Source organism: Pseudoalteromonas porphyrae, from assembly GCF_001298125.1.
GTDB lineage: Bacteria > Pseudomonadota > Gammaproteobacteria > Enterobacterales > Alteromonadaceae > Pseudoalteromonas > Pseudoalteromonas neustonica.
Window position 1 is genome coordinate 26,889 of the sequence record NZ_LHPH01000017.1, and the last position, 22,977, is coordinate 49,865.

At 38.1% G+C, this 22,977-nt stretch carries 23 protein-coding genes; 14 read left to right on the forward strand and 9 right to left on the reverse strand.

The features are described 5' to 3' along the window. Window positions 1-195: 195 nt before the first annotated feature. The 4 genes from ADS77_RS14345 to ADS77_RS14360 form a co-directional block, all read right to left on the reverse strand. Entirely contained in the window at window positions 196-816 is a 621-nt protein-coding gene (locus ADS77_RS14345; protein ID WP_054455034.1) for a hypothetical protein, read from the reverse strand. 15 nt (window positions 817-831) lie between these two features. Further along, entirely contained in the window at window positions 832-1,452 is a 621-nt protein-coding gene (locus tag ADS77_RS14350) for a hypothetical protein (protein ID WP_054205733.1), read from the reverse strand. 208 nt (window positions 1,453-1,660) lie between these two features. After that, window positions 1,661-2,266 carry an RNA polymerase sigma factor gene (locus ADS77_RS14355; RefSeq protein WP_054455036.1) on the reverse strand — a complete coding sequence of 202 codons (606 nt, stop codon included), beginning with the start codon at window positions 2,264-2,266 and terminating at the stop codon, window positions 1,661-1,663. A 139-nt stretch (window positions 2,267-2,405) separates the two neighbouring features. Beyond that, window positions 2,406-3,515 (reverse strand): AAA family ATPase, encoded by a 1,110-nt coding sequence (locus ADS77_RS14360; RefSeq protein ID WP_054455038.1) that lies wholly within the window; start codon window positions 3,513-3,515, stop codon window positions 2,406-2,408. 694 nt (window positions 3,516-4,209) lie between these two features. On the opposite strand from ADS77_RS14360, the gene ADS77_RS22385 reads away from it, so the two are divergent. Beyond that, complete coding sequence (locus ADS77_RS22385) at window positions 4,210-4,362, forward strand: hypothetical protein (protein WP_161803887.1); 153 nt, start codon at window positions 4,210-4,212, stop codon at window positions 4,360-4,362. Between the two features lie 435 nt (window positions 4,363-4,797). Here the strand turns inward: ADS77_RS22385 and bcp are convergent, their stop codons facing one another. Continuing rightward, complete coding sequence (gene bcp / locus ADS77_RS14365; protein WP_054455040.1) at window positions 4,798-5,277, reverse strand: thioredoxin-dependent thiol peroxidase; 480 nt, start codon at window positions 5,275-5,277, stop codon at window positions 4,798-4,800. A 10-nt stretch (window positions 5,278-5,287) separates the two neighbouring features. Further along, complete coding sequence (locus ADS77_RS14370) at window positions 5,288-5,821, reverse strand: glycine cleavage system protein R (protein ID WP_054205743.1); 534 nt, start codon at window positions 5,819-5,821, stop codon at window positions 5,288-5,290. Window positions 5,822-6,172: 351 nt separating this feature from the next. Between ADS77_RS14370 and bamC the strand changes: the two genes are divergently transcribed. Both bamC and ADS77_RS14380 read left to right on the forward strand, forming a co-directional pair. Continuing rightward, window positions 6,173-7,231 (forward strand): outer membrane protein assembly factor BamC, encoded by a 1,059-nt coding sequence (gene bamC / locus ADS77_RS14375; protein WP_054455041.1) that lies wholly within the window; start codon window positions 6,173-6,175, stop codon window positions 7,229-7,231. A gap of 67 nt (window positions 7,232-7,298) precedes the next feature. Next, entirely contained in the window at window positions 7,299-8,687 is a 1,389-nt protein-coding gene (locus ADS77_RS14380; RefSeq protein WP_054455042.1) for a YjiH family protein, read from the forward strand. 55 nt (window positions 8,688-8,742) lie between these two features. Here ADS77_RS14380 and ADS77_RS14385 read toward each other — a convergent pair whose 3' ends face one another. Continuing rightward, entirely contained in the window at window positions 8,743-11,112 is a 2,370-nt protein-coding gene (locus ADS77_RS14385; RefSeq protein ID WP_054205746.1) for an EAL domain-containing protein, read from the reverse strand. A gap of 404 nt (window positions 11,113-11,516) precedes the next feature. On the opposite strand from ADS77_RS14385, the gene pyrC reads away from it, so the two are divergent. The 10 genes from pyrC to ADS77_RS14435 all read left to right on the forward strand — a co-directional run bounded on the left by pyrC (window position 11,517) and on the right by ADS77_RS14435 (window position 20,646). After that, a complete protein-coding gene (gene pyrC / locus ADS77_RS14390) occupies window positions 11,517-12,569 on the forward strand; it encodes a dihydroorotase (RefSeq protein WP_054455044.1) in 1,053 nt (350 codons plus the stop codon). Window positions 12,570-12,884: 315 nt separating this feature from the next. Next, window positions 12,885-13,088 carry a cold-shock protein gene (locus tag ADS77_RS14395; RefSeq protein WP_054205748.1) on the forward strand — a complete coding sequence of 68 codons (204 nt, stop codon included), beginning with the start codon at window positions 12,885-12,887 and terminating at the stop codon, window positions 13,086-13,088. 397 nt (window positions 13,089-13,485) lie between these two features. Continuing rightward, window positions 13,486-14,097 carry a response regulator transcription factor gene (locus ADS77_RS14400; protein WP_054205749.1) on the forward strand — a complete coding sequence of 204 codons (612 nt, stop codon included), beginning with the start codon at window positions 13,486-13,488 and terminating at the stop codon, window positions 14,095-14,097. 461 nt (window positions 14,098-14,558) lie between these two features. Then, window positions 14,559-15,329 (forward strand): DUF3450 domain-containing protein, encoded by a 771-nt coding sequence (locus ADS77_RS14405; RefSeq protein ID WP_054205750.1) that lies wholly within the window; start codon window positions 14,559-14,561, stop codon window positions 15,327-15,329. Window positions 15,330-15,335: 6 nt separating this feature from the next. After that, complete coding sequence (locus ADS77_RS14410; RefSeq protein WP_054205751.1) at window positions 15,336-16,700, forward strand: MotA/TolQ/ExbB proton channel family protein; 1,365 nt, start codon at window positions 15,336-15,338, stop codon at window positions 16,698-16,700. Continuing rightward, the gene (locus ADS77_RS14415; protein ID WP_054205752.1) at window positions 16,700-17,224 is read left to right on the forward strand and encodes a MotA/TolQ/ExbB proton channel family protein; all 525 of its coding nucleotides are present in this window, start codon (window positions 16,700-16,702) and stop codon (window positions 17,222-17,224) included. Before ADS77_RS14410 ends, ADS77_RS14415 begins: the two co-directional genes overlap by 1 nt. 14 nt (window positions 17,225-17,238) lie before the next feature. Next, window positions 17,239-17,643, forward strand: a complete 405-nt coding sequence (locus ADS77_RS14420; protein WP_054205753.1) for an ExbD/TolR family protein — start codon at window positions 17,239-17,241, stop codon at window positions 17,641-17,643. Next, window positions 17,643-18,260 carry an energy transducer TonB gene (locus ADS77_RS14425; protein WP_054205754.1) on the forward strand — a complete coding sequence of 206 codons (618 nt, stop codon included), beginning with the start codon at window positions 17,643-17,645 and terminating at the stop codon, window positions 18,258-18,260. Before ADS77_RS14420 ends, ADS77_RS14425 begins: the two co-directional genes overlap by 1 nt. A gap of 10 nt (window positions 18,261-18,270) precedes the next feature. Then, window positions 18,271-19,530 carry a tetratricopeptide repeat protein gene (locus tag ADS77_RS14430; protein WP_054205755.1) on the forward strand — a complete coding sequence of 420 codons (1,260 nt, stop codon included), beginning with the start codon at window positions 18,271-18,273 and terminating at the stop codon, window positions 19,528-19,530. A 63-nt stretch (window positions 19,531-19,593) separates the two neighbouring features. Beyond that, entirely contained in the window at window positions 19,594-20,646 is a 1,053-nt protein-coding gene (locus tag ADS77_RS14435) for a hypothetical protein (RefSeq protein WP_054205756.1), read from the forward strand. A gap of 7 nt (window positions 20,647-20,653) precedes the next feature. Here ADS77_RS14435 and ADS77_RS14440 read toward each other — a convergent pair whose 3' ends face one another. Both ADS77_RS14440 and ADS77_RS14445 read right to left on the reverse strand, forming a co-directional pair. Next, window positions 20,654-21,007, reverse strand: a complete 354-nt coding sequence (locus tag ADS77_RS14440; RefSeq protein ID WP_054205757.1) for a TraR/DksA C4-type zinc finger protein — start codon at window positions 21,005-21,007, stop codon at window positions 20,654-20,656. 71 nt (window positions 21,008-21,078) lie between these two features. Then, window positions 21,079-22,035: a tRNA-dihydrouridine synthase gene (locus ADS77_RS14445; protein ID WP_054205758.1), complete on the reverse strand. Its 957-nt coding sequence runs from the start codon at window positions 22,033-22,035 to the stop codon at window positions 21,079-21,081. 362 nt (window positions 22,036-22,397) lie between these two features. On the opposite strand from ADS77_RS14445, the gene ADS77_RS14450 reads away from it, so the two are divergent. Beyond that, window positions 22,398-22,886, forward strand: a complete 489-nt coding sequence (locus tag ADS77_RS14450) for a hypothetical protein (protein WP_054455047.1) — start codon at window positions 22,398-22,400, stop codon at window positions 22,884-22,886. The last annotated feature ends 91 nt before the right edge of the window (window positions 22,887-22,977 follow it).

Here is a 22,977-nt window from a genome sequence, read left to right on the forward strand (position 1 = left end):
CACCGCCCAATTGGGTTACTTTTTTTTTATCGTATCGAACTGAGCAATAGACAGTTCAAGTTGTCGACAGCTGATTTTTGTATTACCGTTTTTTAATTGGCAGTAATACCAAATACCATCCATGTTTAATAGTCGGTTAAGCGCAACTGGGTTAAGTCTATTAATTTCAAAAGCATTCATATCTGTTATGTCTTTTTAGCTGTACTGCTCAACCTGAAAATGATAGCCATCTTTGGCATTACCATTGAGTGAGACTAATACCTCTGCTACACCGCTTAAATCCAGCTCAAAAAAACGATTTGAATTTAACACTACCGATTTAGAAGCGAGCCCTTTACCTTCGCTAATTTCTGATGCTAATCCCCAATAAAGTTTATTACTTGGTTTAAAAATGGCACTTTGCTGATAACCGACGATTTTTTTTCCTATGATGGCCTTACCACCATTACAAAGCTGAGCAGAAACCCCACTATCAACTTGGATGTTATTCACAAGCTCAATGATGTCTTTTGTAGCGGCATTACCGGATTTTTCCAAGATCACGCCAGTATTATCTTCAATTATTTGGTACTGTTTACCAACTTCAGCAAGTAACATTCTGGTCGTGTCAGCGCCATTATTCCAACCAGCTCTGATAGTAAAATCAGGCTCATAAATAAGTGAAGCGATTGAGCCTTGGCCAACATTTTTCAGCACCCGCCAGGCAATACCGTCTGTAATTGGATTAAAATCATGCATGCCACTTTCAGCAAAAATAAAAACGTGTGGCAAGCTTTTATTCATCGACTGATTAATGAACTTGATCTGAGTATTCATAAGCTGTGCGACCTTTTATTTTTGATCTTCGATCTTAAATGTGTACCCTTCTTTTGCATTTCCGTTTAATGACACAGTAGCCATCGAAACACTTTCCAGATTTTGCACAAAAAAGTTATCTGAATCTAGTACGGCTGAACCTATAGCATCCGATTGATTAATTTCAGATGCGATCCCCCAGTACAGTTTAGGTAACAAACGGAATGATGCTTTTTGACCATAAGCAACAATATTTTTCCGCACTAACACGCTATCATTTTTACTCAAGTAAGCACTTACACCATTTTGAACTTTTATCTCATTGGTTAGCTCTATTTCATCACTTCTGACGGCATTACCATTTTCAACTAATATTATTCCTGTGTTGGTTTCTGTCACCGTATAACGTTTACCTTGGGTACAATTTAAAGATCTGGTCTGGTTACAGTCATCTCCCCAACTTGCAAATATTTTAGTTTGAGCCGGGTAAGTAAAACGGCTCATTGACTCTCTACCTATCTTTGAAATGACTTTCCAGGCAATACCATCTTGTAACGCGTTAAACGAGGGTAGTTCGTTAGTCGCGAAGACAAATATTTTAGGCATATCTTTATTCAATGATTTATTAATATAGGTGATCTGAGTATCACAAAACATATTGAATTCCTTAGTGTTAATATTAGTTTCTGATTATGTTCATTTACTACTCTGTCATATAAGCGTTTAGAACCTAGATCCTGTTTCGGATAATTAATCAGCCGTTTTACCAAGTGATTAATAAGATACTTAATTTAAAGTATCTTATTTCACTCAGTGTTTTGTGGTGCTGTTATATAAACGTTTAAGACTTAAGTTCTGTTCCAACTTAATTAACTAAATAATCAACAATTAGTGGAGTGATATGTTTGCGGGTACGAAAAATCAATTTTCTAATTTGAGATTCGGTTTGTGCTTGTTCCTGACTGATTTGCTTGTAGCATTTGTCATTAAAGAAATAATCTAACGCGACTATACGATATTTCTCCGGCATATTTTTAATTGTCTTTTCAATAAAACAACTGGTGCTTTTATTAACGACCTCGTTAAATATTTCAGCTTCGTTATCTTGCTCTTCAGCTAACAGCACCGTTTGGTATTTAAAGTACGTCTGATTTTTTCTTAATTGGTCAAAATAATGATTACGGGCAAGCTGAAATAACCAAGCCTGTAATTTTATATCTGATTTTGCTTCCGGCAACTTTTGATAAGCTTTTAGCATGGTGTCATGAGACAGATCTTCAGCATCATGGAAATTTTTAGTTAAACTATACAAACAGTAATTAAATACTTTTTTTTCCAACCTTAACCAGTATTGCCAAAACTGCTCGGGATCGGTTTTGAGTTGGCTAATAACTTGTTTGTGATTTAGGTCATCAGTATTATTGCCAATCCAAGAGAGCGTATTTGGCGTTGTTTTCAACTGTGCAGACATGATTTTTCCTTTCATTGATTGAATAGAAGTAAATATGCGCATGCAAAATTTTGGGTATGTGAATGCGCATATTGTTTAGTTCAACGAAAAGATATTTTTTTATCGTTGCTTATACCGGCTCAGATCCGGCTCACTTGCATTATTTAACTGAATTTTTAATAAATAGAGGTTGATGGTTTTTAATGCCTTCCCAAATTAACGGATGTGAGAAACTGTAATGATCCGATTCACGTACGACTAAGCCGCTGCTCAACATTTTTTGGGCTAAACACAGCGGTGCATGAATATGTTTTTTATGCGTAAATTGAGTTAATTGGCTGGCACTAAAATGAAATCCTTGTAAAGCCGCATATTGGAAAAGCTCAGTAAGCTCGACCGGCATATCGGCCAGTGTATTGTCTATAAATTGTTGTAACTTAGTGGATTGGAAGCTTTGATAATCAGGAGTGAGCAGTAATTGCTGTAAAAAAGCGGGGTTGCCAGCAGCGCGCTCTATTGCCACTTTTACTTCGGTTTGATATTTCGCAATAGCAAACCCTTTTTTGGCAAGGCAATGTTTTGCTAAGCGAGTTTGGGCGTCTAGACTGAGTTGTTTTAATGGCATGGTGTGCGCAAGAGACAACCAATCAGGTGGCGAGGTCAGTAGATCTTTTGGCTGGGCAATAAGAATAAATAAAATAGGCTGTGCGTATTCTATTTCTATGAATAAGCGTAAAAATTGAATCTGTGTATAGGTTAAATGATGCACATCATCGATAGTAATTAGTGCGATTCTTTTATGAACTGCATAATCAATTAAATCATAGGCTATCTGCTGATCTATTTTATTCATTTGCTGGAGTGTTTGTTTTGCTAGCGTGTTACGTTGATTTTTACTGAGAGAAAACCCTAATAATTGCAGGGTCCTTAAATAACTTAGAGAAGAACTTGCGACTAAATTTACTTTTTTTGTAATCACCATATCCGTGGCAGTACTTTCAATTTGCAGTAGTTGTTTTATAAAATTAAAGATCGAAAATTTGAGTTTATGAGCAGGGCAATTATGTGGTTGGCTAAACGCTAAATTACGTTTTCCTGCAGATTTAACACAATCAATAAAGTGATTAAGTAAATGGGTTTTCCCGCTGCCAGTTATACCGTAAATATAAATGGTTTTGGTGCAGTTTTGACTTTCAGCATAACTCAATAATGAATGTAATTGATGTAATTCCCATTCTCTACCTAGGCAGGGATCTACTGATTGCTTCATTAAATGAGTGTATAACCAAACAGGGATAGGCGAATTAGGAAGTAATACGTCAATGCTGACTTGAAAGAAGCGTGCAAATATAGATAATGTTCTAAAGAGTATTTTTTTCCCAGCTTCAGCTCTTTTTATTGATGAAACTGAAATAGGCAGCCTTTTATCGGTACATTCTTGAGCCAGCTGCTCTTGACTTAAAGCTTTTTTTTCTCAGTAACTGTAGGGCATGCGCATTAATATTTATGCGTCCGTTCGTAAGCGTTTCCGTTTCCATTAGGCTATTCCTCATAACTCTCTTGTATTTGTATTAAAATAGCGATAATTGATCGCTTAATAGTGCAAAAGTTTTGGAATTATAAGTCTACTTTTTTGTTGAGTTTTTTAATATTACAGAGCATTACATAAGTTTGACTTACCTCAAATAAGCCATTCAAGCACCTGTAATATCTTTCAAAATGCCAACTAAAATAACATCAAATCCTCACTTTATATTTTACGTGAAACAGGAGTAACTAATTGAATCAAAAGCTTGTGATACGGTTGAATCATTAATATGGCTTGTTGGTAATTGGAATTCTGAAAGTAGTAAATTAATGAATCATGGAAGCGGATAAGTGACAAAACTTTTGAAGGCTCTGGTTAAAAGTATTCGATCGAAAAGGATAAAATTGTAAGTACTGAAACTTTACGGTTAGTCGAAATGTCTGTGGAGATTTTCTATGTTGCTAAAGTTGCCAGTAATGATTTCCCCAAAAAGCTCAATTATCAATTCTTGAATAAAGAAAAAAGTATTACAGTTTATGTGTCAGGAGAAAAAGGCAAAGGTTTCTCAATTGAGTTTATTGGTGAATAACGGTAGCTAAGTAAATAAGAGGAATAAAGTAGACCCCAAGAGGAAAAGACCAATGTGACAAATCTTGACTTCAGACATCATAACCACTGGGAATCTGCGCTTTTACTCGCGACACACTTCACCTATTCATGCTATTAAGTTGCTTGGTCCTGTATTTTCGTTGGGTTTTACTCAAATCAACCTACGGTGGTAATATCATCACTGTATTTTGACTGATACACGAGAGTTTTGTATTAATTACTTCTCGTTAATCATTAAATTCAATTCGCATGCCGGCATTAACAGTAAATACGTGATTGTGTGGCTAGATAGCGATAGCTCAGCATCCACTCTGTTTTGTAACTATCAATTTAGAGGGACGGCTTATTTTACTATTGCCAATAAAAAAGCGCTGCACATTGGCAACGCTTATGTATATTCTTAACAGCTTACAGCTCAGTCTTTAGTCAAATAATCCAACACCACTTGATGGTGATCTTTGGTTTTAAACTTATCAAACAAGTATGTAATTTTGCCATCTTGACCAATTAAGAAACTTAAACGGTGAATACCGTCGTATTCTTTGCCCATGAATTTTTTATAGCCCCATACACCAAATGCTTCTGCAATGGCGTGATCTTCGTCTGAGAGTAGGTCAAAATTAAGGTCTTTTTTCGTTTCAAAGTTCTTTAATTTTTTAACTGGATCAGGGCTTATACCAACAACGCGGGTATTTAATTGCGCTAATACGTCTTTTTCATCTCGTAGGTTTTCAGCTTGCACAGTGCAGCCAGGTGTTGATGCTTTTGGATAAAAGTACACGAGTACTTGCTGGTCTTTCAATAACTCTTCAAGAACGATTAGCTCACCATCTTGGTTTTGTAAGCTAAAGCTAGGCGCTTTATCGCCTGCTTGTAATGGACTGATTGTATTCATGGTTTATTCCTTATCGAATGCGTCTAAAAATATAGTCTACGTTAAGGGTGCGTGATAGATCCTCAAATTGAACTTTAAAGGTATCAATGTCAACGTCTACGGGAATATTAAACTCAATTTCACAGCGCATTTTTACATGCTCATCTTCATCAAACGTATCTGATTTTAGAGAACAAATGCTAATTTGATTATCTGCAAAGAAGCGAGTTACTTTACTAAGTGTGCCAGGGGTGTCTATACCAGTGTACTCGAGCGTATAGCCTGCACAAAATTCACTTTGTTTATGACTGGCTGTGCGCTTCATCATAGTCAGCAAACCTAACTCCATGCCTTTGAGAGGCAAGGTGTGTTCAATTCGGCTTATTGCAGACATGTCACCAGATAACAACATAATAAACGTAAATTCATTCCCTAAGATGGCAATGCGACTGTCGATGATGTTGCAATGACAGTCACTGACTAATTGGGTTAATTCACTAACAATACCAGGGCGATCTTCGCCAATTGCAGTTAATACGATCTGATGGTTTGAAAAAACAGTCATAAATTCAAATACCTAAGTTATGTTTATTACAACAGACAGCGCGAGCTAAGCCAGTAATAGTGGCTGTATGGCGGCGAAGTTTAACACAAATTAGGTGCTAAACTACAGAGCACCTTAATTTACACCGTATAAAATCACGGTGTTTCTTGTTTTTAGTGGCATGGGAAAGTACCATAGTTAAAATTTTGCATAACCGCGCTCATAATATGTATTGAGTGGCTCTTCAAAACAACGGGTTTTGCATAAAAATAAGAAATGTAAAGTTAATCTTGATTTTACACTGAACCAAATCGGCATAACCCACTCATATATTTGTTAAAACAATTAAGGGTATGCTAAGGAGAATTATCTGTGCAGTATTGGATCCCAAAAGCGCTTGCAGTGAGTGTATTGGTAGGCTTGTCAGGATGTAGTGTTTTTACTGATGAAGCGCATCATAAACGTAATTATCGTGCAACTGCACCAGTACAGGTGCCTGGGCAATTGGCGCAACCAGCGCAAGACCCCACTTATAAAATGGAAGTGGCTGCTTATGATAATAATCCAGATTCCACAAATTACCGCCCGCCAGCACAGGTTTTAACTGTAGCTAAAGGCAGTTGGGTTGAAGAAACGGATAAACAAGCGCGTGTATTTTTTGATAAAAATGACGGCATTGTCGATTTAAATAAATTTATCACTGAATCGGTTAAAGCTGTTTTGGCTGAACAACAAACACGAGTGCAAAAAGAAGATAATACAACGGGTACGATTGAAACCGATTGGTACTCAATTATAAAACCAGATGATGGCTGGTTTGCTGATAGTGCGCCTGTATCACAACAGCGTTTTATTTTTACATTGGAAGAAAAATCACACCAGCGTACAGCTTCGTTGAGTTCTAAACTGGTTGATTATAAAAGTGCAAGTGAAAAACTAACGCCGCTTTTGCAGCAACAGTTAGAAGTACGTGCATTAAATCAAGTAATTGCTGAATTTGATTATCGCTACCGTCAGCTTCAGGTTGAAATGCGTAAGCAGCAAGGCATTATTTCTCTTGAGATGGGCTTTGATAATAAAGGCAATGCGGCATTGGTAACAGAGCAAGATTACTCAGTTATTTTTGAGCGCTTTTCTGGTTTCTTAGAGCGCTTATCTTTTACAATTGTAGAGATAAACCAAGAAAAAGGCCTTATAACGGCTGACTATAAAAAGCCTGAATCAAGCGTCTGGGATTCAATTTGGGGTGATGAACTTGCTGAATTACCAATTGATGAAGGGCAATACCAAATACTCGTTAGCCGAACGAAAGAGGGCGGCACTAGTTTAACTTGGATGGATGATAAAGGGGCAACATTGGAGCCTGGCACTATGAACGATCTACAACAAGCATTAGAAAATGCCTTGCGTCAGCGCGGTATTAAAATTTAATCAAAAATAAAATAATAACCACAAAAAGAGCATTTGGCTCTTTTTGTGGTTTTAACAGGTTGAAAATATGTCTAAGTTAAACTCACCCAGCCCGCAGCAGCATCAAAAGAGCTACGATTTAAGAGTATGGTTTGCCTTTTTAGTCCCCTCTTTGATTGGCGTGTTCTTATTTATGACACCGGTTCCATCTGGCGAGATCATGACGATACCAATCGCGGTAATGGCTAAAGCAGTGCAGGCTTCATTTGCAGATATTGCTTTAGGTCTGATCGCGTTTGTTATTTGTGTTGCAGGCGTAATGTCGATTATATTCAGTGTACTAAGGCCAAAAAGCTTAACAAAATTTCGCTTACTTAATCATTTGTTTAATGTGAGTTGGATTTGGTTAGTCACTAGGCTACTAGGTATGCTGTTTGTACTATTAACTTACTTTCAAGTTGGACCTCATGCGATAACGTCTGAAAATACAGGGCTGCTGGTATTAAAAGATTTACTGCCTGTATTATTTTCGGTATTTATTTTAGCGGGTTTATTACTTCCTTTATTGCTTAACTTTGGTTTACTTGAATTAGTGGGGACTTTATTAACGAAAGTGATGCGTCCATTATTTGGGGTGCCAGGGCGTAGTGCGGTTAACTGTGTTGCCTCTTGGTTGGGTGATGGGAGCGTAGGAATTTTAATGACCGCGCGTCAATATGAAGATAAATACTATACACAACGTGAAGCTGCGATTATTGGTACCACTTTCTCTGCTGTTTCAATCACTTTTTGTTTAGTGGTTATTGGCCAAGTAAAACTGGAATACCTATTTGCCCCATTTTATGCAACGGTATGTTTAGCCGGGGTTGTGGCCGCGATTATAGTACCTCGATTACCACCGTTACGCTTTAAAAAAGACTTATTAATTGACGGTACGAAGCCTGATGTTAACGCTGAATTAGTACCTGAAGGTAAAACGTTATTTAAGCATTCATTGGATGTTGCATTAGCTAAGGCTGAAAAAGCACCCGGGTTAAAGGGAACATTAAAAGAAGGCGTTCATAACGCGCTTGATATGGTGTTTGCTGTATTACCAGTTGTAATGGCTGTGGGCACATTTGCATTGATTATTGCTGAATATACGCCGGTTTTTCAATATTTAGGTATGCCATTTATTCCGTTTTTAGAGTTATTACAAGTGCCTGAAGCTGAAGCCGCTGCGCAAACAATTATGGTTGGTTTTGCCGATATGTTTATTCCATCAATTTTAGCGGCAGGTTCGATTGAAAGTGATGTAACGCGTTTTATCATTGCCGCAATGAGCGTGACGCAATTAATTTATATGTCGGAAGTAGGTGCACTATTACTGGGCAGTAAAATCCCCGTGAACATTTTGGAGTTGTTCACAATCTTTATCCTGAGAACCTTGGTAACACTTCCGGTGATAGCGCTTATGGCACATTGGTTAGTTGGTTGATTTAGAGACTCAGATACAAAAAAGCCCTGTTTATCGGGGCTTTTTTGTGAGCTATTTAAAGTGGTTGATCAATTAAGAGGATAGCTTGGCATGCAGGCAATGGTTTGGCTTTTAGAAAACCTTGCCCGTAATTACATTTTGTTTGTTGTAGTGTGGTTAATTGTTGTTGGGTTTCAATGCCTTCAGCAACTACATCAAGTTCAAGTGATGATGCCAATGATAAAATAGCGTCAACAAGTGGAGTTGGCGTGTCTTTGAGGTGATCAATAAAGCTTTTATCAATTTTTAGCACATGGATAGGGAGCTGATGTAAATAGCCAAGTGCTGAATAGCCTGTACCAAAATCATCTAAGCACAGTTTAACTTTTAATGGTGATAGACCTTCAATAATTTTGGTTGCCAGCTCAAGGTTCTCTATTAATCCTGACTCAGTTATTTCTAAACACAAAGAACCTAAAGGCAGTTGATAGGTATTATAAATTGCATGAATTTGTGAGACGAAATCAAGACTCGCAAAGTGCCTCGACGACACATTGACAGTGATCCGTAAAAAGCGCTTTCCCTGTTGTTGCCAAGTTGAAATTTGTTTAGCAGCCAGCTCAAGCAGATGTAGATCAAGGTTAATAATTTGACCGGTATTCTCAGCAATTGGAATAAAATCATTGGGTGGCACAAAGCCTTTTGTTGGGTGATGCCAGCGAACTAAAGCTTCAAAACCAACTACATGACAATCACCAATGGTAAAAATTGGTTGAAAATACAATTCAAATTCATTGTGCTCAATACCGTGTTGTAGATCATTTTCAATATCAGCATGACTTTTTAGCTTTTTACGCATGGTATTATTAAAGAAGCGAACTTGGCTGCGGCCATTCGATTTAGCCTCATACATAGCCGCATCAGCATGCTGTAATAGCTTATAAGCTTTATCGTTTTTATTATCGCAAAAAGCAACACCAATACTTGTTGAGGCTTGGAGTAAATGCCCATCAATGTTAAGTGGTTCAGCTAAGGCTTTTTTTATTCGTTTTAGTGCTTCAGTTACTTGATTTTTATGGGTGATATTTTCCATAAGGATTGAAAATTCATCGCCGCCCAATCGTGCAAAGGTATCTGTGTTACGGATGGTTGCTTTAATGGATTTACAAATGGCGATTAAAAAATGGTCACCAACTTCATGGCCAAGTGAATCGTTAATACTTTTAAAACGGTCAAGATCGAGGTAGAGCAAAGCATGGTAAGTGCCTTTGGGGGTACGAGTCAGTTTTAAAATGGCATGCTTAATACGATCAATCAATAAGGAGCGGTTTGCCAACCCCGTTAACTCATCATGTAAGGCGCGATATTCGAGTGCTTGTCGTGAGAGCTGTCTGTCAATTGTCAGACTGATCTGGCGACTCACGTATGTTAAAAGTGCTAAATCATGATCATCATAATGATGTGTTTTATCGTAGCTCTGTACAACAATTACACCACTAATATTATCACTTACTTTGAAAGGGACACCCAGCCACGATTCTGACTGCCTGCCCACCATTTTAAAATGGCCAGCTTGAATGTGTTGTTGGTATTCTTCTTTATTTAGTAATAAAGGTTGTTCTGAATTGAGCAAATAATATGAAGCCGTATTTTTAAGTTGCTCTTTTGATATTTTTTTATGAGCATTTGAGCGAACACCCTGCTCAACAATATAGACGATGTCCAAAATGTCTATTTGCTTATCGTAAAGTGCAACTAAGAAGTTGTCAGCCCTTAATAGGTTTGTCAATATGCCATGAAGTGACTCTAAAAATGTATCTAAATCATTTGCTTGGTAAGTCAAATTAGCAATTTGCAATAATGTACTTTCAAGCTTTTGTGCCGTATTTAGCTGGCTGACTGTTTGCTGTAGGTTTTCTACAGTATTGACATGATTAATTTTGGCGCTTAGTAAATGTGCCACAGTGGTTAAAATTTCTAAATGAGCATCAGTAAAGTAATTGTGTACTGGGTGTTCGCAGTCAATAACGCCTAAAATTTTCTCTTTGTAAATTAATGGAACGCACAGCTCTGATCTGGCAGGGCGGGCATCAGCAATATAGCGGCTATCTGTACTTACATCGCCACTAATTACTGCGCGACCTGTTGATGCAACATAACCGGTGATCCCTTGATTGAAATTAATGATACTACGTTCTATGGAGTAATCACTCGCTGAGTTAGATACGCCCATTGATGCGACTTCATGAAGGGTGGCATTTTTTTCATCTGCGATATATATCACACAATCGACAAAACCTAAGCGTTTAACGACTTCTGTCGTGGCATATTCAAACAGTTCATCGAGTCTATCTAATTGTAATAAGCTTGATGAAAACTGATTAATAATGCTCAGTTGTTCTGTTTTTACTTCAAGAGCAGAAGATAAATCTATTTTATTTTGCATAAGGCACGTGTGGTTTTTCTAATTCTTATAGTTCATATCAATATACGTTAACGGAATATTAACTTATAAACAAAGTATATATGAAAAAAATCAACGTGAGTGTGTAAATACAAACGAACAGCCAAGGTATTGAAGATGCAATGCTTTCACAATTTGTGGGGGGGTCCTTATGAGGCCCTAGGAAGAACCCTTTGGGCAGCGCATGTTTGGCATTTATACTGCGTTATCGCCTATTTATGGGGAACAACCACACACCATAGGCGCTGCCTTGCCTAGATACCAAATAGACTGCTGCAAGATTAATCACGAAAGGTCAACACGCCCGAGTAAAAAAGGGCAATAAAATCTTTACTCAGATGAATCATATGCATATGATCAACTAAATTCAGCCGTGGAAATAAGTAATGACAAATAAAGCCCTCAATACTCAGTCAACATTAACTATAACTCGTCCAGATGATTGGCATGTTCATTTACGAGATGGTGATCAACTCAAAGATACCGTTCGTGATATTAGTCGATATATGGGCCGCGCTATAATAATGCCTAACTTAGTACCACCCGCAATTTGTACTGAAACAGCTTTATCATATCGAGCGCGTATTATGGCTGCAGGCCCACAAGGCAGCTTTGAACCATTGATGGTGCTTTATTTAACAGATAAAACCTCACCAGAAGAAATAAAAAAAGCGCATGCAACTGGTAAAATAGTCGCTGCAAAAGTATACCCTGCTGGTGCAACGACGAATTCTGATTCTGGTGTTACATCCATGAAAAACATTTATCCGGTGCTGGAAGCCATGCAAGAAGTGGGGATGTTATTATTGATCCATGGTGAGGTTACTGATTCTTCAATCGATATTTTTGATCGTGAAAAAGTATTTTTAGATACTATTATGGTTGATGTTGTTAAAGACTTCCCTGAGCTTAAAATTGTTCTTGAGCATATTACGACTAAAGATGCTGTTGATTTTGTTAATAATGCATCAGAAAATGTTGCAGCGACGATTACAGCACATCATTTGCTTTATAATCGGAATCATATGCTTGCCGGTGGGATCCGCCCTCATTACTACTGCTTACCTATTTTAAAGCGAAACACGCACCAGCATGCACTAATAGACGCTGCGACTAGCGGAAGTAAAAAGTTTTTCTTGGGTACAGACTCTGCACCGCATTACAAAGACAAAAAAGAAGCTGCATGCGGATGTGCGGGTGCGTACACAGCTCATGCTGCATTAGAGCTTTATGCAGAAGCTTTTGAGGATGCTGGGGCTTTAGATAAACTTGAAGGGTTTGCAAGTCATTATGGTCCAGATTTCTATGGTTTAGCACGTAACACAGACACCGTTACTTTAATAAAACAGCCATGGACAGTACCAGCAAGTTACCCGCTTGGTGGTGATCACGTAGTACCAATAAAAGCTGAATCAGTTATTGAGTGGCAAGTTAAATAAATCGCGGTTTAGCCTATAGTTAAAGTACGTTTTTAGTTTTAAAATTAATCAGTTAGATAGTGTTTCGTGCATTGCGAATTGGCAGACAAAATATTTACTAATTAATAGAGCAAAAACGTTTTTATTGTGCTAATCTTATATTGCTTTGAGTTTTTGCGTATTGAATTTACGGATATTGTGCTGCGTTTAAGGTTACCGGTTAGGTTATTACTTGTTCCTGTACTATACCTCCAGATTTTTGGGCATTGACTCAGGGAGGATATTGCCATAATAATATGGCTGAATTTTAATTATTGACTTACAGGAAAATTTAGTATGTCGGTTACTGGTAAAGTAAAGTTTTTCAACGAAGCTAAAGGCTTTGGTTTTATTGAACAAGAGAATGGCCCTGACGTATTCGTACATTTCAGCGCTATCACTGGTTCAGGTTTTCGCACTCTAAGCGAAGGCCAGCAAGTGTCTTTCGGCATCAAGCAAGGCCAAAAAGGCCCTGAAGCTGAGAACGTAGAACTAGCATAATTTTATTATGTGAACCTAAGTTCATCGTGGTGAAACAGAGCCCTGTTTCACCATAATCCTCCTAAAATTTTTATAAAATTACATTTTTTAGCAATACTAAAACATTATTTATTAAATCATTCCGCATCCCAATTACTGAATTTTATATTCATCCTTGTTTTTATCCTGTATCAGTTTGTTTATATTCGTTATCCTTATACTTTAGAATTAACATCTATAACATAAATTATATTTTCTGAATGAAGAACACATAGTAAATTTTATATTCATTATAAAGTTCATTCACTGATTGCGACGATTGCCACATCAAAATGCTTGGCAAGAAGCAGGAACAATTAGCTATCTTGGTTTACACTAAGTTTAAGCATTACAAAGTAAGTAAAGGGTTTGCTAATTAATGAATATTAGAAATAACGTACTGATCGTTGATGATCACCCAATGGTATGTGCAGCGATAAAAACCACCTTAGGTACATCTGCATTAGTTGGTGATATATATACAGTCGCTAGTCAAAAAGCGGCATTGGATGCTTTAAAGAAAAATAATATCACGCTTATTATTTTAGATATTGAATTGGAAGATTCTGACGGCTTTAGCTTATATAAACGCGCGCTTTTAGATGGGTATAAAGGGCATGTTCTTTTTTTATCCGCTAAACAAGATAAGCATATAATTCGTACCGCCGCAAAGTTGGGAGCTCAAGGGTTTATCAATAAGGCTGAGAGCTTAGAAGATATCACTTCTGCAGTTGAATTAATTTTACGTGGTTTTACTTTTTTCCCGCAAGGTGATTTGGTTAGTAACGATAAAGATCTAGATGAAATACTTACTGAGCGTGAACTTACTGTCATGCGATATCTTATAGAAGGGCTATCTAATAAGGATATAGGTGAAAAATTGTTTATAAGTAATAAAACAGTCAGCACCTATAAAACGAAGATATTCGAAAAGCTAGGTGTTGACTCAGTCATTTCACTGGCGAAACTTGTAAAAGAAGACTCTTTTTAAAATTTAGCTGTAAGAAGTTAAGTACACCCTGTGTAATTTAATACATTTTACAGCTAATTCCTTTCATTTTTGTTTCAACCCGTGCATAAAAACGCTTTTTTACTGAATGATTAAGCTTATATTAAAGTTTCCTGAAATATTTTTTTTAAACCTCGCTTTGACATGAAATGTTACATTTATGTGCGTCTTTAATTTATTTAAAAAAAAACCGTCGTTAGTTAGCGGCTTTTATAGACCTTCGAAAAACCCACCTGTTGCATTTATGTTAATCCTTTGTTTTTTGTATTTTAGTTTATGTTGCTTCTGAAGATTTATTTCTAGTTAATTCCAAACATCAAGTTGACAGCGTGCATTGCATTTAGCATTATTGGAGGGTTGATATCTATTAAAAGATATCAGGGTTGTCTTCTTCGGAGGATAATTAAATTATAAAAGTAACATTACTTAATTGGTTGGGAACTATGTCTGTTAAAATCAGAAAGAGTCTTGTAGCAACTGCGTTGGTTGGCGCATTTGCATTCGCAAGCAGCAATGTGATTGCAGATCCTTTGAAGGACGTGCAAAACGCAGGTCTAAAAATTCAAACGGCTGCGGTTAAGTCTCAAACTAAAATTGACAACGTATACGGTCAAACTCAAGAGCTTATCGCTGAGTACCGTAGCATTGTTGATGAAACTGAGCTTTTGAAAGTATACAACGATCACGTTGCACGTTTGGTCGCTGACCAAAATGCACAAATTGAATCGTTTGACCGTCAAATCGCTACTATCGACAACACAAAACAAAACGTTGTGCCTTTGATGTATCGCATGATCGATACGCTCGAGCAATTCATCAAAGCGGACGTTCCGTTTAACAGTGACAATCGTTTAGCGCGTGTTGAAAGATTACGTGAAACAATGGTTTCTTCTTCTGTAACTACATCAGAGAAATTCCGTCAAGTATTAGAAGCCTACACTATTGAAGCTGCATACAGCTCTTTAGTTGCTGCTTCACAAGGTACTTTAGAAGTTGATGGCAAAAGCATAAATGTTGATTTCGGCCAATTAGGTCGTATCACTTATGTTGCACAATCGTTTGACCTTAAGCACGCGTGGGTTTGGGATAACAACACTAAGCAGTGGAAAGAATTAGGTGATGAATACCTAAAACCTGTTAAAGAAGTTATCCGTATGGCGCGTAAGCAAGCGACATTAGAACTTGTTAAACTACCAATCTTTGGCGCGGAGTAATCAATAATGAAGAAACTATTTAAAGGTTTTGCTGTTGCAGCAGTACTGTCTGTTTCTGCAGGTACCGCGCTTAATGCACATGCAAGTTCTGCTGCTCTAGATAAAATTCTTGAGCAAGTAAAACAAGAGCGTATCTCTGAAGGCAAAATCAATAAGCAACGTGAGCAAGAGTTTCTTTCTGCTCGTGCTGACAAGCAAGCGTTACTTAATAAAGCGAAAAGCCAATTAGCGTCTGAAAAGTCGCGTGGAACTCGTTTAACTAAAGAATATGCACAAAACGAAAATACAATGAATGAGAAAGCAGCAGCTCTACAAAGTGCACAAGGTACTTTAGGTGAGATGTTTGGTGTTGTACGTCGTGCAGCTCAAGATGCAATCGGTTCAATTGAAGCGTCACTTGTATCTGCTGAAAAGCCAGGCCGTGCTGAAATCTTACGTTCATTAGCTGCTGCTAAAGAATTACCAACAGTTCGTGAACTTGAAGAGCTTTGGATTTCTTTACAAACTGAAATGACTGAGTCAGCGAAGGTTTCAACATTTGAAACTGAAGTTGCAGGTCTTGACGGTAATGCATCTATCAAGAAAGTAACGCGTATTGGTAACTTCAACTTAGTAACAGATGACGGATACTTAATCTATTCACCTGAAACTAAATCGATTCAGCCACTAGGTAAGCAACCAGACGGTTTTATCCTTGCAGGTATTGATGATTTAGCAAATACTTCATCTGATAACTTTGCTGGTGTTTATGTGGATCCAACTCGTGGTGCGATCTTACGTATCAATACACAAAAAGCGACACTTGAAGAGTACTATCATCAAGGTGACGTTGTTGGTTACATCATCACTGCGTTGTTAGGCTTAGGTTTATTAATCTTCCTAGCTCGTTTTGTTGACCTAACGCTTACAAAAAGCAAAATCAACAGCCAGCTTAAAAATCTTGCTACACCGAATACAAATAACCCATTGGGTCGTATTCTTAAAGTGTACCATGATAATAAGAATCAAGACGTTGAAAACCTTGAGCTTAAGCTTGATGAAGCGATTCTTCGTGAAACGCCACGCATTGAAGCTGGTATCAACATTATCAAAATCCTTGCTGCAATCGCGCCACTACTTGGTCTACTAGGTACGGTAATCGGTATGATCTTAACGTTCCAAACAATCACATTGTTCGGTACAGGTGATCCGAAGATCATGGCAGGTAACATCTCTCTAGCACTTGTAACTACTGCGCTAGGTCTAATTGCTGCACTACCACTTATTCTTCTTCACGCTGTTGTTGCGGGTCGTAGTAAGTCGGTATTACACATCCTTGATGAGCAAAGCGCAGGTATCATCGCTACTCACGCGGAGAAGGAGAAAGCCTAATGCTAGTCCTGATGGAAATCTGGGAATCTATCAGGGATTTTGTTGGCACAGGCGGCCAGGTTTTATACGTGGTCGCGATAGCACTCTTTCTTATGTGGGTTTTAATGATTGAGCGCTATTGGTTCTTACTTGCAGAGTTTCCTCGTTTATCGAAGGGAATTATAGCTAAGTGGGATGCCCGCCAAGACACTACGTCTTGGTACGCACACAGAATCCGTGAAGCATGGATTTCTGAAGCGTCTGAAAAATTAGATCAGCGTATGTTGTTGATTAAAACATTGGTAGCTGTTTGTCCTTTAATTGGCTTACTTGGTACAGTAACAGGCATGATCGCGGTTTTTGAAACCATGGCAAGCCAAGGTACGGGTAATGCACGTTTAATGGCATCAGGTATTTCAATGGCAACAATCCCAACAATGGCTGGAATGGTTGCGGCACTATCTGGAGTATTTTTTAGCTCACGTCTTGAGACAAAAGCTAAAATGGTGAAAGCCAAACTTATTGATAGTATGCCTCATCACTAGAGAGAGAATTAAATATGGCACGTAAACAACGTTTTCGTGAAGAAGAAGATGCAACGGTCGATATGACACCGATGCTTGACATCGTATTTATCATGCTTATTTTCTTTATCGTAACTACATCGTTCGTTAAAGAGGCTGGTATCGAGGTCAATAAACCAAAAGCGGCCCAAGCTACGAAGCAAAAAAATGCTAACATTTTTATTGCTATTCGTGACAACGGCGAAATCTGGATTGATAAACAGCAAGTTGATGTTGAACGTGTTTCAGCAAAAATTGAAAGTTTATTAGCAGAACAACCTACTGAAGTTGTAATTTTGCAAGCTGACAAAGATGCAAAACATGGCGTAGTGGTTAAAGTTATGGACCAGATTAAAGCGACGGGCGATAACCTGAGAATTTCAATAGCTGGAGATCAGTAATGATTCGTTTTCTGTTTTCACTGATTGCAGGTGGGGCAGTTACTTTCGGCTTGTTCTACTTCATGGCTTTCCTCATCTCTGGTGGGGCTGACCGTAATACGGAACAAAAAGAGCAGATCATAGTCGAAATTATGACGAATCCGCCTGAATCTAAGGTGCAAGAGAGGAAGCGTGTACCGCCTCCGCCTCCACCACCGCCAAAGCAGCCGCCTAAACCGCAGCCGCCACAGCCGGAAAACAACAACCCAAATCCGGGTGCTATGTCATTTAATATGGGCAGCATCGATGTGGGAAGTTCGGCAGGTGGTTTAAGTGGTCCAGGTGCATTTGGACGTGACGGTGATGCGACACCTATCGTTCGAATTGAACCTAAATATCCAACACAAGCAGCACGTGATGGTAAAGAAGGTTGGGTACAACTTTCATTCTCAATTGATGAGCTAGGTGGAGTGACTGACATCGATGTTATCGACGCAGACCCTAAACGTATCTTTGATAGAGAAGCTAAACGTGCGCTTGGTAAGTGGAAGTACCGTCCTAAGATTATTGACGGAAAACCACAAAAACAAGTTGGTTTACAAGTTCAGCTAGACTTTAAACTTAACCAAGGCAATTAAGGAGGCAAGTATGAGAAATTTATCTAAAGTAACAGCACTTGCGGTACTTATGTCTTTCTCAGGTGCAGTATTTACTGCACCTGCTTTAGCGGCGCCTGATTACGCAAAGATAGAAGAGCGTAAAAAAGTAAAAACTAGAGTGATGGGAGAGCGTGTTGGTAAGAAAGTTATTAAAGCGTTTGAGCTTTATAACGAAGAAAAGCTTGATGAAGCAATTGCTATGCTTAAAGAGCTTGAGCCATCAGATGACTTTGATAAAGCGACAGTTAACCGCTACTTAGGTAGTATGTATGCGCAAAAAGAGCAGTATAAAGTTGCGATTAAATACCTAGAACTAGCTGTTGCGCCTGATATTTTAAACTTTGCTGATCATGAGCAAAGCTTAAAAACATTAGGTGATATGTTAGCTGGCACAGAGCAGTATGAAAAAGCGAAAAAAGCGTATGTTGCGTGGATGGACTTTACTGGTCAAGAAGATGCAACTGTTTACACACGCATCGCCCAAGCGAATCATCAGCTAGGAAAATTCAAAGATGTTTTTGAACCGGCAGATAAGGCAATTAAACTTCAAAAAGAGCCAAATAAAGGCCCTTACCAATTAAAATTAGGTTCTTATTTTGAACTTAAAGACTATAAAAATATGGTTAAAGTTGGTGAAGAGATTGTTCGTGTTTGGCCTGATGATAAAAAAGCATGGGTAGGCTTAGGTAAATACTACCTCCAGACGGAAGACTATAAAACCGGTCTTTCGACGATGGAAGTCGCATTTAATAATGGCTACTTTGAAACTGAAGTTGATTATAAAGTTTTGTCTAACTTCTACTCTTTGAATGCAATACCTTTTAAAGCTGCTAAAGTTTTAGAAGATGCGATCAATGAGAAGAAAGTTAAACGTACAAAACAAAATATCTCTGCAGTGGCAAGTAATTACCATCGCTCTCAAGAAATAGAGAAAGCAGCTAAGTACTATGAAGAAGCGGCAAAATTTGATGACGATGCTGAGTTTTACCGCAAAGCAGGTTCATTATTGCTTCAGTCGCAAAACTATAGTGCAGCCGTTGTTCGTTTGAACAAAGCTCTGGAATTAGGTTCTGATAAGAAAGGAACTATATATACAGATTTAGCAGAAGCTTATTACTATCAAGAAAAGTATAAGCAAGCTTATGCTGCTATTGTTAAAGCAATGGATGATCCTCGCACACGTAAGTTTGCAAAAGGTTGGTCAACTTATATTAAAGATAAAGCCGCTCGCAACGGTGTTAAGATTTAACTTTAATTTGCTGTAGCAATTTATAAAAAGCCCCATAGGGGCTTTTTTTATTGGATTATACTCATGATAAAACATTTACTAACGGTGTGCTTTCTCGGTTTTTTATTAAGTGGATGTGGTGAAAGTCACACGCAGTATCAAACAAAAGATCATGCTTTACAGACCCTGCAAACATTAAACCAATTACTAAAAACTAACGGATCAATTAAGCAAGTGAGTGAGGAGCAATGGCCATTCACAAACGCTTATTTAGAAAAACGGCATTTAATTTATCAAGGAATTAATACGTTTGATTTAGAGCCAACAGAGCAAAGGCTGTTGGATTATTTAATTATTGCTGAGCGTTTTCCTGAGCGCTATTTTCCCTGGCCAGCACATATTCCTGTGCTTGAAAATATGCTTAACTATAATCAGACGCTCGATATATCACAGCAGATAGCAAGCTGGATTAATTTTAATCAACAGCAGTTGATACTTGCCAAGGAAAGCAATCTAAAGCTAAATTCAATCGAATTGGGTATGTTAAAACAGCAGGTGAGTGTAAGTTTAAATCGGCCCAGCTTACCTTCAAATGTACAATTAGCATTACAAGGTTTTAATGAGTACTTATTAGCTTATATACCTAGAGGAAGCGCAGGTTTACATGGCTTAGCGAATGGGGGTCCATGGTATCAAAGTAAATTAAATTATTTTTCTGGTATGACTAAGCCTCCATTAAATTGGTTGGTAGCGGTACAGTCTGAATTAAAAGTAAGACAAAGGGAAAGTTTTGGATTGACGTTGGCGCTAGATCATCAGTATTCAGTATTAGAGCAGTGGCTCAAACCAACCGCGATTGAGAGCATAGGTTTTGACTGGGCACAAAATTATCAAGACCTTACTAAAGCTGTGTTAAGTAAAAAATCAGAGCTAACAGCACCAGATCAAGTATTTTGGTTGGCGATGATGGAGACCGACGTTGGTATTCACTACCATGCTTGGACACCACAACAAGCCAAAGTTAACTTGCTTAAGCACTTAAGCTTAACACCGCAGCAAGCTCAATACTTGGTTGAGGACATTGTTTTTTATCCTGGATCGAGCTTTAGCTTTTCATTTCTTTTAGATAAAAAGTAAACGTGAACTAATTACTTTTTATCTTAGACTCGCAGCTGGCACAACGTTGAATTGTTGGATCTGCATTTAAACGTTGCGAGTCAATTTTTTCTTCACAGTCACAGCAATAACCATATTGCCCAATATCTACTTGGCAGACTGCGGCTTCTAGCTGTTCTAGACGAATAATAAGCGATCTATATTCATTCCCAAGCTGCCTATCAGTTAATTCTAGCCAGTGCTCTGGATTATTTTGTTTTAATGTTTCAACGAGCGAATGGTGTAATAGGTTACTTGAGTTCGACAGTGCTGAGAGTAAAGACGTTCTTACTTTCTTTAATTCGCCATTTAGTATTAGCAGGTGGTTTTGAGCATTGATCATTATTAGTTTCCCCATTGAGCAATGCTGTAGTATTCATCAATAAAAAAAAGCGCACTATGATGTGCGTCAAATTAAGGTGCAATAGCGTATTTTTTCAAAACATCGGCAACGTCTTCTTTTGTTTTAAGACGCCTGATCTCATCGAATAAAATATCAGCTTGGCTATATTGACGTTTTAAATAGCCCAACCACTGCTTAGTACGAGAAGCAAAATACTTTTCATCTTTAGCTGGGTCATGGTGTATAGCAGAATGAATTAGATGATACAGCACATGTTCCCATTGAAGACTGACATATTGCTCGCCATTAAAATGAGCTTTAATTTTGCGTGCTAAATCAGGATGCGAAAGTGCACCACGACCCAACATTAAATCGGCACAACCACTTCGCTTTTGGCATAGTATGGCATCCTCTACTTGCCAAATCTCACCATTTGCTACAACAGCAATATCTTTACCTTTGATTAATGGAGGAATTTTTTCCCAATAAGCGGGTGGGTTATAGCCATCACGTTTTGTGCGGGCATGAATGGCAATGCTACTAGCGCCAGCACTGACAACAGCATCAACAATTTCTTGACTGTTACTATCATCATCAAAGCCTAATCTGATTTTAGCTGTTACTTGATGCTCGCTTGGCACAGCATCACGTACAGCTTTGATGATTTCATACATATGCTCTGGATCTTTTAACAGTACAGCGCCGCCTTTACTCTTATTAACCGTTTTAGCAGGGCAACCGAAGTTTAGATCAACACCATGTGAACCAAGTTCTATCGCTCTTACTGCGTTTGCAGCTAATGCGTGCGCAACTTGCCCAAGTAATTGAATACGCACGGGTGTTCCTGAGCGAGTTAAGCCATTATTATGAAGCTCAGGGCAATAGCGATGAAATACTTTATCTGGCAGGCAGGCATCAATAACGCGCACAAATTCGGTTACGCATAGATCAAAGCCACCAATTTCGGTGAGCAGTTGACGCATTTTAAAATCGACAACCCCTTCCATAGGCGCTAAAACTAATTTCATGATAGGGGAACTTTATACAACTGAAAAGGAGGCGTAGTTTACCTGTATACCTAAGCCACCTCAAGATGCAGTTTCAGTTGGAGTAAAAAGTGATTTAGGTAAGGCATTGGTTGCAAGTAATAGTTTGCTCTATTGTTAAAATCAATAACGCAGTATAAATCGCCTTGATCTTAAATTCTCTGGTGGCTTGGATATAAATATAACCTTGATAAATCCTTATTTTACTCTCATAGTTATCTTCTGTTGTGCGTATTTTGTAGGGCTCTGGTAAAAAATTAATAAAAAGTTGTGATTGAATGAAATATTATTTTTTTAGCAAGGTCTACTTAGTATAACCTTTATGTTTTAGAGAGAGTCATAAAATGAATACAATTAAAAAGAATTCAATTGCGTTAACATTAGGCGCGGTAGTTGTAGGCAGCACAAGTTTTATTTCTGCTGATGTTCATGCAAACCCATTTGAATTTCAGCAAATGGTAACTGGCTACCAAGTTGATGCTACAGAGGGTAAATGTGGCGAAGGTAAATGCGGTGGCGATGCTAAAACTAAAGATGACAAAGCGAAAAAAGAAGGCAAGTGCGGCGAAGGTAAATGTGGCGGTGATGCTAAAGACGCAAAAGCGAAAAAAGAAGGTAAGTGCGGCGAAGGTAAATGTGGCGGCGACGCTAAAGACGCAAAAGCGAAAAAAGAAGGAAAATGCGGCGAAGGTAAATGTGGCGGCGATGCTAAAGACGCAAAAGCGAAAAAAGAAGGCAAATGCGGCGAAGGTAAATGTGGCGGCGATGCAAAAGACACAAAAGCGAAAAAAGAAGGCAAATGTGGTGAAGGTAAATGTGGCGGTAGCCACTAATCACTTTGTAATAGCATTAAGTTAATTCTATTAAAAAGGCCTTTGCGGGCCTTTTTAAATTAAGGAGTATCTATGGGAATATCTAATAAAG